This window comes from Chromobacterium subtsugae (assembly GCF_035919665.1).
GTDB lineage: Bacteria > Pseudomonadota > Gammaproteobacteria > Burkholderiales > Chromobacteriaceae > Chromobacterium > Chromobacterium subtsugae.
The window spans coordinates 3,708,568-3,721,600 of sequence record NZ_CP142381.1; the positions used below are offsets into that span (position 1 = coordinate 3,708,568).

General features: G+C 65.1%; 12 protein-coding genes. 8 read left to right on the top strand and 4 right to left on the bottom strand.

Annotated features, from left to right (window positions below; translation table 11 throughout):
- The first annotated feature begins 227 nt into the window (after nucleotides 1-227).
- From U6115_RS17605 to U6115_RS17630, 6 genes are all read left to right on the top strand, one after another.
- Entirely contained in the window at nucleotides 228-1,907 is a 1,680-nt protein-coding gene (locus U6115_RS17605) for a long-chain-fatty-acid--CoA ligase (protein WP_043575373.1), read from the top strand.
- Between the two features lie 117 nt (nucleotides 1,908-2,024).
- Nucleotides 2,025-3,155, top strand: a complete 1,131-nt coding sequence (locus tag U6115_RS17610; RefSeq protein WP_043575375.1) for a PilT/PilU family type 4a pilus ATPase — start codon at nucleotides 2,025-2,027, stop codon at nucleotides 3,153-3,155.
- Nucleotides 3,156-3,164: 9 nt separating this feature from the next.
- Nucleotides 3,165-3,515 carry an arsenate reductase gene (locus U6115_RS17615; RefSeq protein WP_043575377.1) on the top strand — a complete coding sequence of 117 codons (351 nt, stop codon included), beginning with the start codon at nucleotides 3,165-3,167 and terminating at the stop codon, nucleotides 3,513-3,515.
- Entirely contained in the window at nucleotides 3,512-4,645 is a 1,134-nt protein-coding gene (gene dapE / locus U6115_RS17620) for a succinyl-diaminopimelate desuccinylase (protein ID WP_043575379.1), read from the top strand. The genes U6115_RS17615 and dapE overlap by 4 nt, the downstream gene beginning before the upstream one ends.
- A gap of 135 nt (nucleotides 4,646-4,780) precedes the next feature.
- Complete coding sequence (locus U6115_RS17625; RefSeq protein WP_043575381.1) at nucleotides 4,781-5,410, top strand: MarC family protein; 630 nt, start codon at nucleotides 4,781-4,783, stop codon at nucleotides 5,408-5,410.
- Between the two features lie 328 nt (nucleotides 5,411-5,738).
- Nucleotides 5,739-7,079, top strand: coding sequence for a methyl-accepting chemotaxis protein (locus U6115_RS17630; RefSeq protein ID WP_043575383.1), 1,341 nt, complete (start codon nucleotides 5,739-5,741; stop codon nucleotides 7,077-7,079).
- A 6-nt stretch (nucleotides 7,080-7,085) separates the two neighbouring features.
- On the opposite strand, the gene U6115_RS17635 is transcribed toward U6115_RS17630, so the two are convergent.
- From U6115_RS17635 to U6115_RS17645, 3 genes are all read right to left on the bottom strand, one after another.
- Nucleotides 7,086-7,751, bottom strand: coding sequence for a tetratricopeptide repeat protein (locus tag U6115_RS17635; protein ID WP_043575386.1), 666 nt, complete (start codon nucleotides 7,749-7,751; stop codon nucleotides 7,086-7,088).
- A 66-nt stretch (nucleotides 7,752-7,817) separates the two neighbouring features.
- Nucleotides 7,818-8,363 (bottom strand): hypothetical protein, encoded by a 546-nt coding sequence (locus U6115_RS17640; protein ID WP_043575389.1) that lies wholly within the window; start codon nucleotides 8,361-8,363, stop codon nucleotides 7,818-7,820.
- A gap of 186 nt (nucleotides 8,364-8,549) precedes the next feature.
- A complete protein-coding gene (locus U6115_RS17645) occupies nucleotides 8,550-9,089 on the bottom strand; it encodes a hypothetical protein (RefSeq protein ID WP_043575390.1) in 540 nt (179 codons plus the stop codon).
- Between the two features lie 244 nt (nucleotides 9,090-9,333).
- Between U6115_RS17645 and ccoG the strand changes: the two genes are divergently transcribed.
- Together ccoG and U6115_RS17655 are read left to right on the top strand one after the other, a co-directional pair.
- A complete protein-coding gene (gene ccoG / locus U6115_RS17650) occupies nucleotides 9,334-10,674 on the top strand; it encodes a cytochrome c oxidase accessory protein CcoG (RefSeq protein ID WP_043575392.1) in 1,341 nt (446 codons plus the stop codon).
- A 19-nt stretch (nucleotides 10,675-10,693) separates the two neighbouring features.
- The gene (locus U6115_RS17655; protein WP_043575394.1) at nucleotides 10,694-12,079 is read left to right on the top strand and encodes an aminotransferase-like domain-containing protein; all 1,386 of its coding nucleotides are present in this window, start codon (nucleotides 10,694-10,696) and stop codon (nucleotides 12,077-12,079) included.
- Here the strand turns inward: U6115_RS17655 and U6115_RS17660 are convergent.
- Complete coding sequence (locus U6115_RS17660; RefSeq protein ID WP_043575397.1) at nucleotides 12,071-12,961, bottom strand: LysR family transcriptional regulator; 891 nt, start codon at nucleotides 12,959-12,961, stop codon at nucleotides 12,071-12,073. The two genes, U6115_RS17655 and U6115_RS17660, sit on opposite strands and share 9 nt — an antisense overlap.
- Nucleotides 12,962-13,033: the final 72 nt, after the last annotated feature.

The window sequence follows — 13,033 nt, forward strand, 5'->3', positions numbered from 1 at the left end:
TGTAGCCCCTCCCGCCTCCAGCCGGAGGCAGGGCTATGCCAGACAATTTTTGCGAGACGATTTCAGTTACGGTACATTACCGCGGATCAAACCCAAGTTTGAGCGCAGCGGCCCGAAGCCGCCAAGACAACGACTAAAAAAATAGCGACACGCTAAACCGATTCGCCTCCGGCCCGCCGGGGGCGATGCTCGCTAAAACAACCTGCACGACGGAGAAACCCGGATTTATGGACAAGGTGTGGCTTAAAAACTACCAGGCTGGGGTTGCCCACGAAATCGACATCAATCAGTTCCAGTCGGTGACCGAGGTGTTCGACCGCAGCGTCAAGAAATTCAGCGATCGGCCCGCCCTCGCCTGCATGGGCAAGGTGCTCAGCTACGCGGAGCTGGACGCGCTCAGCGGCCAGTTCGCGTCCTTCTTGCAGCACAAGCTGGGCCTGGCGAAGGGCGACCGCGTGGCGGTGATGATGCCCAATCTGCTGCAATACCCGGTCGCCGTGTTCGGCACGCTGCGCGCCGGCGGCATCGTGGTCAACGTCAACCCGCTGTACACCCCGCGCGAGCTGGAGCACCAATTGAAGGACTCCGGCGCGGAAACCATCGTCATTCTGGAGAACTTCGCCGGCGTGCTGGAGCAGGTGCTGCCGCGCACCCGGGTGAAGAACGTGGTGATCGCCTCCATCGGCGACATGCTGGGCTTCGCCAAGGGCGCGCTGGTCAACTTCGTGGTGCGCAAGGTGAAGAAGATGGTGCCGCCGTGGCACATTCCCGGCCACATCCGCTTCAACGACGCCCTCTCCGCCGGCGCGGCCAAGCCTTACGTCAAGCCGGCGCTGACCCACGACGACATCGCCTTCCTGCAATACACCGGCGGCACCACCGGCGTGGCCAAGGGCGCGGAGCTGCTGCACAAGAACATCGTCGCCAACATGCTGCAGGCCAACGCCTGGGTCAAACCGCTGATCCGCGAAGGCCAGGAAGTGATCGTCACCGCGCTGCCTCTGTACCATATATTCTCGCTGACCGCCAATCTGATGGTGTTCACCAATATGGGCGCGCTCAACCTGCTGATCACCAATCCGCGCGATATCCCGGGCTTCATCAAGGAGATGAAGAAATACCCGGTGACCTGCATCACCGGCGTCAACACCCTGTTCAACGCGCTGCTGAACCACCCGGAATTCTCCAAGCTGGACTTCTCCACCTGGCGCCTGACGCTGGGCGGCGGCATGGCGGTGCAAAAAGCGGTGGCGGACAAGTGGAAGGCCGTGACCGGCGTGACGCTGGCCGAAGCCTACGGCCTGACCGAAACCAGCCCGGCCGCCTGCATCAATCCGATGGACCTGAAGGAATACAACGGCACCATCGGCCTGCCGATTTCGTCCACCGACATCGAGATCCGCGACGCCGAAGGCAATCCGGTGGCCCAGGGCGAGCAAGGCGAATTGTGCATCCGCGGCCCGCAGGTGATGCGCGGCTACTGGCAGCGCCCGGATGAAACCGCCAAGGTGCTGGGCGCCGACGGCTTCCTCGCCACCGGCGACATGGCCATGGTCACGCCGGAAGGCTTCGTCAAGCTGGTGGACCGCAAGAAGGACATGATTCTGGTATCCGGCTTCAACGTCTATCCGAACGAGATCGAAGACGTGGTGGCCAGCCACCCGGACGTGCTGGAAGTGGCCTGCATCGGCGTGCCCGACGACAAATCGGGCGAGGTGGTCAAGGTGTTCGTGGTGAAGAAGAACCCCGCCCTCACCGACAAGGACATCATCCGCCACTGCCGCGAAAACCTCACCGGCTACAAAGTGCCCAAGCTGGTGGAGTTCCGCAGCGAGCTGCCCAAGACCAACGTCGGCAAGATCCTGCGCCGCGCGCTGCGCGACCAGGAAACCGCCAAACCGGCCTGACGGACGCATCCTCCGCCCCAGCAACCGCCGCGCCCCGCCCGGCGGTTTTTTGTTGCCCGCCGCCGGCGCGGCTACACTGAAGCACAGGCGCCGCCGACCGGCGCGGGAGAGCCACCGATGCTGATGCTGCCCTTCTTCAAGCTGATGGCCGAGCGCAAGGCCAGCGACCTGTTCATGACCAGCTTCTCGCCGCCGATGCTGAAGTTGGACGGCGACCTGCAGCCGGTCAACGACAAGCCGCTGACCGCCGACATGGTCAAACAGCTGGCCTACAGCCTGATGAGCGAAGAAGAAATCGCGGTTTTCGAACGCGAGCGCGAGATGAACCTGGGCCACCCGGTGCCCGGCCTCGGCAGCTTCCGCGTCAACATCTTCTGGCAGCGCGGCTCGGTCGGCATGGTGGTGCGCTACATCCTGCCAAGCATTCCCTCGCTGGAGCAGCTGCAGCTGCCGCCCATGCTGGCGAGCCTGATCCAGCAAAAGCGCGGCCTGATCCTGGTGGTCGGCTCCACCGGCTCCGGCAAGAGCTCCACCGTGGCGGCGATGCTGCAAACGCGCAACCAGACCATGAAGGGCCACATCCTCACCGTCGAGGATCCCATCGAATTCCTGTACCGGCACGACAAATCCATCGTCAACCAGCGCGAAGTCGGCTTCGACACGCTGTCCTACGCCCGCGCGCTGAAAAACGCGATGCGCGAGGCGCCGGACGTGCTGATGATAGGCGAGATCCGCGACGCGGAAACCCTGGGCCACGCCATCACCTACGCCCAGTCAGGCCACCTGTGCATCTCCACGCTGCACGGCAACAACAGCTATCACATGCTGAACCGCGTCATCAATTTCTTCCCGCCGGAAAGCCGCAATACCTTGCTGATGGACCTGTCGGCCTCGCTGCGGGCGGTGGTGTCGCAACGGCTGATCGCCACGCTGGACGGCGGCCGGGTGCCGGCGATCGAGCTGATGATCAACACGCCGCACATTTCGGAGTTGATTCGAACCGGAGAGATAGACAAAATCAAGGAGGCCATCGAGAGCAGCATGAGCGATGGCTCGCAAACCTTCGAGCAGGCGCTGTTCCAGCTGTACAAGGCCGGACGCGTCAGCCTGGACGAGGCGTTGAAAAACGCCGATTCGCCGACCAATCTGTACTGGCTGGTCAATCAGTCCAAGGAAGGCGCCGCGGACAAGAACAAATCTGGCCCCGACAGCGCGGCCAGCTTCGACAGCATCAAACTGGACCTGTAAACCCACCCCATGATTACCCTGTACGGCATTCCCAACTGCAGCACCGTGAAGAAGGCCCGCCAATGGCTGGCCGACAACGGCATCGACTACACCTTCCACGACTTCAAGAAACAGGGCATAGACGCCGAGCGCCTGTCGGCCTGGGCCGAGCAAGTCCCGCTGGCCAAGCTGGTGAACCGCCAGGGCACCACCTGGCGCGCGCTGCCGGACGCGGCCAAAACCGCCGCCGACACCCGCGACGGCGCCATCGCGCTGATGCGGGAGCAAACCTCGGTGATCAAGCGTCCGGTGCTGGAGTGGGACGGCAAGGTCGGCGTCGGCTTCTCCGAGGCTGACTGGGCGGAGCGCTTCGGCAAATGAGCGCGACGCTGGATCTGACCCGCGAATTGATCCGCCGCGATTCCGTCACTCCGCGCGACGAAGGCTGCCAGGCGCTGATGATAGACCGCCTGGAGGCCATCGGCTTCAAGGTGGAGAAGATGCGCCACGGCGACGTCGACAACTTCTGGGCGCGCAGGGGCGACGCCGGCCCGCTGTTCTGCTTCGCCGGCCATACCGACGTGGTGCCGACCGGCCCGCTGGAAAAATGGGACAGCCCGCCGTTCGAGCCCACCGTGCGCAACGGCCTGCTGTACGGCCGCGGCGCGGCGGACATGAAGGCGTCGCTGGCCGCCTTCGTCACCGCCTGCGAGCGTTTCGTCGCCGCCCATCCGGACCACGAGGGTTCGCTGGCGCTGCTGATCACCTCCGACGAGGAAGGCGTGGCGGTGGACGGCACGGTGAAGGTGGTGGACGCGCTGGAGGCGCGCGGCGAGACGATAGACTACTGCATCGTCGGCGAGCCGACCTCCGAGCAGCGGCTGGGCGACACCATCAAGAACGGCCGCCGCGGCTCGCTGTCCGGCCGCCTGGTGGTGCACGGCATCCAGGGCCACATCGCCTACCCGCAGCTGGCGAAGAACCCCATTCACCTGATGGCGCCGGCGCTGGCCGAATTGGCCGCCACCCGCTGGGACGAGGGCAATGACTTCTTCCCGCCCACCAGCTGGCAGGTGTCCAACATTCAGGCCGGCACCGGCGCCACCAACGTCATCCCCGGCCACTGCGAGCTGCTGTTCAACTTCCGCTTCTCGCCGGAAAGCCCGGCGGACAGCCTGAAGGAAAGGGTGTGCCAGATACTGGACAAGCACCACCTGGCCTACGAGCTGCACTGGCAGCTGTCCGGCCAGCCCTTCATCACGCCGCCGGGCGCGCTGACCCAGGCGCTGGGCCAGGCGATAGAGGAAGTAGCCGCCGCCAAGGCCGCGCTGTCCACCACCGGCGGCACCTCCGACGGCCGCTTCATCAAGCGCATCGCCCGCGAGCTGGTGGAGTTCGGCCCGGTCAACGCCACCATCCACAAGCTGAACGAGTGCGTGGAAGTGGCAGACGTGGAGCCGCTGTCCGATATCTACCGGCGCACGCTGGAGTTGCTGCTGGCCAAGGCGTGAGCGCCGCCGCTTCGCTATGCTGAAACCGGCAGGGATGCCGGTTTTTTTCTTTTCGCCGCGCCGCTGGCGCAGCCGTGGTGGTTTGCGTCCCCCCTTTGAATGTGCCCGACAACGCTAACAGGTAAGCTCCGCGACATGGAAATCGAAATCGCCAAAATCTTCATCGCCCTGCTGGTGCTGGTCAATCCGCTCGGCGCCATCCCCATTTTCATCAGCCTGACGCCCAATGCCAGCCAGGAAGAACGCCAGAAGATAGCCAAGACCACCGCCATCGCCGTGGCCGTGGTGCTGTGCCTGTTCGCGCTGGTCGGCCAGACCCTGCTGCGCTTTCTCGGCATCAGCATAGGCTCGTTTCAGGTGGGCGGCGGCATCCTGCTGATGCTGATCGCCATCGCGCTGATGAACGCCAAGCCTGGCCCCACCAAAACCACCAAGCAAGAAAGAGAAGAAGCCGGCCACAAGACCAATATCGCGGTGGTGCCGATGGCCATCCCGCTGATGACCGGCCCCGGCACCATCTCCACCGTGATCATCTACGCCACCACCGCCCATTCCTGGGTGCAGGTGGTCTATCTGCTCATCAGCGGCCTGCTGGTCGCCATCACCTGCTACGGCGCGCTGGTGCTGGCTTCGCCGCTCACCCGCCTGCTGGGCCAGACCGGCATCAACATCGTCAACCGGGTGATGGGCATGCTGCTGGCGGCGGTATCGGTGGAAATCATCGTCGACGGCGTCTACCGGCTGTTTCCGCAGCTGACGCGCTGAACACCGGCGCCGCCGCCGGCGCATAGGGCCGGCGGCCGCCGCGTTCAACGCATGCCGTCGCCGGATCGACCGCCTGATTGACGCCATCCAGCGGGGTCCCGCGCCGCACCACGCAGCCCCCGTTCCGCTGATGAACCAGAAAATCCATAGCCCTCTGCGCTCGCCGCCAGCCGGCGCCGCCTGATTTCAAAATCCGCCGCGGCGCCGAATGCACGCTCCTGTCTACAAGCCAGCCTCTCGCATTTGCCACTTGACTAAGCAGTTGCGGCTTTCATACACCGAATAAACACAAGCGCGCACACCATCTATCCGTTGAGGATATCTGAGCATGTTCAATCAAAAGCTGAAGTCCGACCTGAGTCACGCTCTGTCGCAACTGGAAGGGCAGAAAAGCGTGCTGGATGCGCTGGACCGGTCGACTGCCATCATCGAATTCAGCCCCGACGGCATCATCCTGGCCGCCAACGCCAATTTCGAACAGACCATGGGCTATGCCGCCGCCGAGATCATCGGCAAGCATCACCGCATGTTCTGCCCGCCGCAGCTCGCCGCCAGCCAGGAATACCAAGCTTTCTGGCAAATGCTGCGCGAGGGGCGCTTCGTCAAGGATCAGTTCAGGCGCATCGCCAAGGATGGCCGCACCGTCTGGCTGGAGGCCAGCTACAACCCCATCCGCGACCACAACAACCAGGTGGTCAAGGTGGTCAAGTTCGCGCTGGACATCACGCATGAAGTCAAGATCGCCCACGAGGCGAGCAACACCATGAAAGCGGTGGGGCGCTCGATGGCGGTGATCGAGTTCACGCCGGACGGCGTGATTCTCGCCGCCAACGCCAATTTCCTGGCCGCCACTGGCTACAGCGCCGATGAGATCGTCGACAAGCACCACCGCATCCTCTGCCCCGCCGACTTCGTCAACAGCCCGGCCTACGAGGAACTGTGGCGCACGCTGAAACAGGGTGTGTTCGTCACCGGGCGCTTCGAGCGCCGCCACAAATCGGGCCGGCCGGTCTGGCTGGAAGCCAGCTACAACCCGATCTTCGACGACGATGGCGCGGTATGCAAGGTGATCAAATTCGCCACCGACATTTCCGACCAGGAAACCGCCCGCCAGGAAGACCTGCGCCTGGTGCAGGAGGCTCACCGGCTGTCGGCGGCGTCGGACAGCGCCTCCAACGACGGCCAGCAGGTGATCCGCGACACCATCCGGGCAATGAACGTGATCGCCGACAGCGCCGGCAAGTCGGCCCGGCTGATCGAAGACCTGGAACAGAAAACCGGCCGCATCACCACCATCGTCAACACCATCCATGAGATCGCCGACCAGACCAATCTGCTGGCGCTGAACGCGGCGATCGAAGCGGCGCGCGCCGGCGAGCAAGGCCGCGGCTTCGCGGTGGTGGCCGACGAGGTGCGCAAGCTGGCCGAACGCACCAGCGCCTCCACCAAGGAGGTGACCGAGATGATAGACGACATCAAGACCGGCACCGGCAGCGCCACCGACAGCATCCACGAAATGCTGGTCAAGGCCCAACTGGGCGAGGAGCACGCCAGCGTGGCCAGCACCTCGATAGACGAGATCCGCGCCAGCACTTCGCAGTTGGCGGACGTGGTCAACCATTTCTCCGCGGTGCAAGCCAACTCGACCCACCCGCCGCGGGGCGGCTAGCCCGCGCTAGCGCTGCACCGAGCCGGCGCCGCTGCGCACGGCCTCGATCAGGCCGCCTACGCTGCGGTCGTTCGGATGGCCGGCCTGATAGGCTTCCAGCTCGCGCAACGCGGCGTCCTTGTCGCCCAGCGTCAGGTAGGCCATGCCCAGCGAGTAGAGCGCTTCCTGCTGGCCCAACTCCACTGCCCGGTCCAGATGCGGCAGCGCCTCTTTGGCATGCCCCATGCCCGCCAGGAAGCTGCCGTACAGATAGTGGGCGTTGGCGTTGTCCGGCTCTCTTTGCAGTACGGCGGCGAAGGCTGCCTGGGCCCGCTCGCCGGACTTCGGCACGTCCAAATTGTAAGCCATGCTGTTCAGGAAACCTGCCCGCATCAGCAGTTCGGTGTCGGCCTGGCCGCCGCCGGCGACGATCTCCAGCATGTCGGACAGTTTCTTGGCGTCATTGAGGGCCTGGCGCTTGTCGCCCTGGTTGTCGAACGCGGGCGGATAGTTGCGCGCGTGTCCGGCCAGATCGTCCAGCACGCGGTCCAGATACTCCAGGTTCAGTTGGTACGACGCATCGCCCTCTGCATGCGGCATCAACACCTGGCGCATGTCGAAGTGGCCGTAGGGCTGGGCCTGGGCCGTGCCGAAGGCCAACAGCAAACTACAAGCGACAATCATGTTTTTCATATCGTATTTTCCACTCATCACGGAAGCCGGCCATGCGCCCACAGGACGCGCAGGCCCTTTGCCGGGTTAAAACGTCAACAATTTCCGGCACAGCAAACCGGACAGCGCCCCGCCGGGCAAGCCGGCGACGGAAAACAAGATCAACATGATGACTATCATGTCACTCTGGCCGCCACCGATGCAGAACAAAAATCCGCCGCACGCCAATATCGCCAGCAGGCCACACAAACAGCCGGTTCTGGGCGCTACGGCTCGCGCCCGCTCGTAGCCGCTGCCCGCGATCACTTTGCGGATCACGCGAGTAAAAAGCCACCCTGCCAGGCAAGCGGGCGGCAATGCAAAAAGCATGGCCATCGGCATGACAAGGTACAGCACAAAGGGCCTGCTCTCCTCGGATTGAGACGGCGCCAGCAGCAGTACCGCGGCAGGCATCAAAACGCCCACTATCGCGAAGCATAGGCAAGCGCCGCGGCTGCTGGCCTCGATCCGGCTGAATCCGGTTTCCGGCGCGCGAATCCTGGACGAAAACCTTTTCGGACCCGGCAACGCCTCGCGCGGCAGCAGGCCCACCGCGCAATAGATCAAACCCAGCAATAAAAACGGCCACCACATATTTCCCCCTCCCAGAATGCGATGGCGATGCGGGCTCGGCATCCCGCCGCTCATCACGCTGCTCAGTTGCTTGCCAACATAGCACCGGCGGCGGGCGCGCCGAAGCGACCCGCCGGCAGCAGGATGGGAGCATGGGAAGGCGCAGGACTGGCGGGATCCGGGAGAGTGATGGGCGCGGCAGGCGCCTCAGTTCTTGATGAAAAACATGCCGTAGATGGCCAGCAGCCAGAGTATGCCGCCCAACACGATCGCGGCGATGTTCCAGCCGCTGTAGCCGTCGTTGCGCGCATGGCCGGGCGCCAGCGCCTCGTTGGCCCGGCACGCCGCCGCCTGCACCGGCAACAGCAGCAGGATCGCGGCGTGGCTGACCAGCCAGTAAGGCTCGGGCAGCTTCCACAGCAGGCAGATGACGACCCAGCCCGCCGCCAGCGGCCCGGCGGCCAGCCCTTCCACGCCTGCGCGCTCGCAATCGTCGTGAATGCGGCGGAACAGCACGTAGCAAAAGAAATAGCCGAACAGCGCGCGCCAGAAAGGCCAGATATCGCTGCCTTCCCGCTGCTTCACCCGCTGCCAGTGGCGATACATCCAGTAGACCTGGTACATCCCCAGCGTGCTCAGCGACATGACGAAAAGCTTCTGCGGCGAAACGGCGAAAAACGCCGGCTGCTGATCCGCGTCTTCCACGCCGTCTTGCCCGGGCGCGGGCTGATCATTGATATAAATCATGAAATTTCCACTTCGTTCAAAACCCTATGCGGCGCAAATATACCATGCCCGCCATCCCGGCCGCCGCGCCGGCAAGCGGCCGCAGCCGGCCAAACCCTTGCAGGAAGCGGTTCCGCGCCAAGCCTAGCCTGCCGCTGTAGGTATACAGCCGCATCTGTGCACATAATCCGACTCGGTTCTGTGCATTGTTTGTACCGATGCCCGGCAGTACAAATGACCCATCCTTCATCATGCGATGGCAGCCATGTCCAAGCTCGAAACCAAACCGATCAAGATCTATCCCCGCCTGACCAGCGGGCGCTTCAACACGCTGCGCGTCTCGATGGTGGCGTTGACCCAGCTGGTATTCTTCGGCCTGCCCTGGCTGCAATGGAACGGCCGCCAGGCGGTGCATTTCAACCTGGCCGAGCACCACTTCCTGATCTTCGGCATCAGCCTGTGGCCGCAAGACTTCATCTACCTGGCCGCGCTGCTGGTGGTGTGCGCGCTGGGCCTGTTCCTGTGGACCACGCTGGCCGGCCGGCTGTGGTGCGGCTACAGCTGCCCGCAAACCGTGTACACGCAGATCATGATCTGGATAGAAAGACTGGTGCAGGGCGACCACAACGCCCGCCGCAAGCTGGACGCGGCGCCGATGAGCGCCGGCAAGTTCGCCAAGAAGGGGCTGACCCAGCTGCTGATGGGCGCGTTTTCGCTGTGGACCGGCCTGACCTTCGTCGGCTACTTCACCCCGATGCGCGAGCTGGCGACGCTGAACATGGGGCCGTGGGACCTGTTCTGGACCTTGTTCTACGCCGGTTTCACCTGGCTGCTGGCCGGGGTGCTGCGCGAAAAGGTCTGCCTGCACATGTGCCCGTACGCCCGCTTCCAGGGCGCGATGTTCGATGACCACACGCTGGTCATTTCCTACGACGCCCGCCGCGGCGAGCCGCGCGGCAAGCAGCAGGCGCGCAGCGAGGCCAAGACCAAGGGCTGCATAGACTGCGGCATCTGCGTGCAGGTCTGCCCCACCGGCATCGACATCCGCAACGGCCTGCAATACGAATGCATAGGCTGCGCCGCCTGTATCGACGCATGCGACCAGGTGATGGACAAGATCCAGGCGCCGCGCGGGCTGATCAGCTACACCAGCGCCCAGGCGCAGCAGGGCCAGCCCGCGCCGGCCAAGTCGCTGCACCGGCCGCGCATCGTCGTCTACTCCTGCCTGCTGGCCGGCATCATCACCTTGTCCACCACCGCGCTGGCGCTGAAGAAGCCGTTCAAGGTGGACGTGCTGCGCGACCGCGCCAGCCTGGTGGAACAAACCGACGACGGCCTGCTGCAGAACCGCTACAACCTGCGCCTGATCAACACCACGGAACAAACCCAGCGCTACAGCCTGGCGGTGGAAGGCCTGCCCGGCATCCGGCTGGACCAGCCGGACCAGATCATCGCGGTGAAGCCGGCGCAAACCGAAACCGTGGCAGTGCGGGTGCAGGCCGATCCGGAGCACGCCGGCCGCGGCGCCCACCCCATCCACTTCGTGATACGCTCGTTGGGCGATGACGTCACCATCAAGGAAAAGTCCAGCTTCATCGGAGAATGAGGCGGATCGGAATCAGCACATGAACAAGACCGGGCAATTGAGCCAACGTTTCCGCCACGCGATAGAACAGGGCCACCTGCGCGCCGGCGACCGCATGCCCTCGCTGCGCAAGGTATGCCAGGACCACAAGATCAGCATCACCACCGCGCAGCGCGCCTACGCCGAACTGGAGAAACTGGGGCTGATCGAATCGCTGCCGCGCTCCGGCTTCCGGGTGCTGGCGCGCAGCGCCGTCCTGCCCAGCAACCTGCCGCTGCAAAGCGACGGCAGCGGCATCCGCATCGAACACCTGACCAGCGCGCTGCCCATGCCCTGGGGCTGTCCGTACATGAACCCGGCGCTGATCAACACCACCCCGCTCAACCGCGCCCTCACCCGCGCGCTGCGCGACTACCGCTACGCGCTGTCCGGCAACGGCAGCACCGGCTACGAAGGCCTGCGGCGCGAGCTGACCCTGCGTTATCTGGCGCAGGGCGTGGAGCTGGACGGCGACGAGCTGCTGGTGACCTGCGGCGGCATGGAAGCGCTGAACCTGGCGATACGGGCGGTGACCAAATTGTCCGGCAGCGCGGCGATGCTGGTGCTGACCCCGGCCTTCCCGGCGCTGTTCGACCAACTGGAGCAACTGGGCATCGCGGCGCACACGCTGGCCACGCCGCCCGGCCAGGCGCTGGACCTGGAACGGCTGGAGCAACTGATCGTCCAGCACCAGCCGGCCGGCATCCTGGCGATGGCCAACTTCCAGCACCCCACCGGCCTGACGATGAGCGACCATGACAAGGCGGCGCTGCTGGCGCTGGCGGACCGGCACCGCCTGCCGATCATCGAAGACGACACCTACCGCGAGCTGTACTTCGGCGAAAGCGCGCCGCTGCCTTTGAAGGCCTACGACCAGAAAGGCAGCGTGCTGTACTGCTCGTCATTCAGCAAATCGCTGGCGCCGGGCTACCGCGTCGGCTGGATCGCCGCCGGGCGCTACCGCGACAGCATCCTGGGCCTCAAGCTGTGCAGCTCGCTGTCCACGCCGCTGCCCAGCCAGATGGCGCTGTCGCGGCTGCTGGCCGGCGGCCACCACGAGGACATGCTCAGCCTGCTGCGCAGCCGGCTGCAGGCCAACTGGCTGGCGATGCGCCAGCAGCTGGACAGCCACATGCCGGCCGGCAGCCGCCAGATCGCGCCGCAAGGCGGCTATTTCCTGTGGCTGGAGCTGCCGGAAGGCACGGACTGCCGCCGCCGGCTGGCCCAGGCGATGCAGCAAGGCATCCATTTCGCGCCGGCGCCGCTGTTCTTCCAGGACAATCAGCCGCGCTTGAACGCGATGCGGCTCAACTTCAGCTTCTACGACCCGCTGCAGCAGCACAACGGCGTGGCGATGCTGGCCGAAGCGCTGGCCGCGCTAGACTGAAGCCGCCAGCCCAGCCTCGGCCAGCAGCCAATCCGCCACCGCCGCCACGATGGCGGCGCGCGGCTCGCCGTCGGCGCGTGCCAGCCAGTACTGCGCGCCGGCGGCGGCAGGATAGCCCGCCAGGCGGCGCAACCGCCCATCCGCCAGCGCTTCATCCGCCAGCAGCGCCGGCAGACAGGCCGCCCCCTGTCCGCGCAGCGCCGCGTCCAGCAGCAGCCGGGCATCGTCGTAAACGCCGGCGCGGCGAAAGCCGGCCAGGTGGCCGCGAAACAAGCCGCCGGCGCGCGCGTCGGTGAAGCCGTCCTCCAGGCAGAGCAAGCCGGCCAGCTCGGGATGCCGCTCGATGGGCGCCGCCTCCAGCCGCCGCGCCAGCTCCGGCGGGGCCGCCACCACCCACTCGTCGCGCAGCCAGGGCCGCTCCGCGACGCCGGCCTGCTGCAAGGGCCGGTCGGCGATCACGATGTCGACGTCGATTTCATCGATGAAGCGCGCGCTCTCGTCGGTGGACAGCAACAGGCTCAATTGCGGCAGCCGCCGCTGCAAATCCGCCAGCCGGGGCTGCAGCCAGCCGTGCGCCAGCCCCGCCGGACACACCAGCACCACCAGGCCCGGATCCATATAGCCGGCGATCCGCCCCAGGCCGCCCTGCAGATTGTCCAGCGCCCGCCGCACGCTTTGCTGCAGCACTTCGCCGGCCACCGTCAGCTCCACGCCGCGCCCCACCCGGCGGAACAAGGGCTGGCCCAATTGCGCCTCCAGTTGCTGCACCTGGTGGCTGATCGCCGATTGCGACAGGCACAGCTCGTCCGCCGCGCGGGAAAAATTGCCGTGCCGGGCGGCGGCCTCGAAGCCCAGCAGCAGTTTCAGGGAAGGAATGCGCATCGCCGAATCATGAAAAAAGTTGATTAATAGCCGCAATTATCATCAATTTTCAAAATAGCGGCCAACACGGAC

Bases quoted from the DNA above. Each gene is read 5' to 3' on its own strand.
- U6115_RS17605 (WP_043575373.1), top strand. From the start codon at position 228: ATGGACAAGGTGTGGCTTAAAAACTACCAGGCTGGGGTTGCCCACGAA.
- U6115_RS17610 (WP_043575375.1), top strand. From the start codon at position 2,025: ATGCTGATGCTGCCCTTCTTCAAGCTGATGGCCGAGCGCAAGGCCAGC.
- U6115_RS17615 (WP_043575377.1), top strand. From the start codon at position 3,165: ATGATTACCCTGTACGGCATTCCCAACTGCAGCACCGTGAAGAAGGCC.
- dapE (WP_043575379.1), top strand. From the start codon at position 3,512: ATGAGCGCGACGCTGGATCTGACCCGCGAATTGATCCGCCGCGATTCC.
- U6115_RS17625 (WP_043575381.1), top strand. From the start codon at position 4,781: ATGGAAATCGAAATCGCCAAAATCTTCATCGCCCTGCTGGTGCTGGTC.
- U6115_RS17630 (WP_043575383.1), top strand. From the start codon at position 5,739: ATGTTCAATCAAAAGCTGAAGTCCGACCTGAGTCACGCTCTGTCGCAA.
- U6115_RS17635 (WP_043575386.1), bottom strand. From the start codon at position 7,751: ATGAAAAACATGATTGTCGCTTGTAGTTTGCTGTTGGCCTTCGGCACG.
- U6115_RS17640 (WP_043575389.1), bottom strand. From the start codon at position 8,363: ATGTGGTGGCCGTTTTTATTGCTGGGTTTGATCTATTGCGCGGTGGGC.
- U6115_RS17645 (WP_043575390.1), bottom strand. From the start codon at position 9,089: ATGATTTATATCAATGATCAGCCCGCGCCCGGGCAAGACGGCGTGGAA.
- ccoG (WP_043575392.1), top strand. From the start codon at position 9,334: ATGTCCAAGCTCGAAACCAAACCGATCAAGATCTATCCCCGCCTGACC.
- U6115_RS17655 (WP_043575394.1), top strand. From the start codon at position 10,694: ATGAACAAGACCGGGCAATTGAGCCAACGTTTCCGCCACGCGATAGAA.
- U6115_RS17660 (WP_043575397.1), bottom strand. From the start codon at position 12,961: ATGCGCATTCCTTCCCTGAAACTGCTGCTGGGCTTCGAGGCCGCCGCC.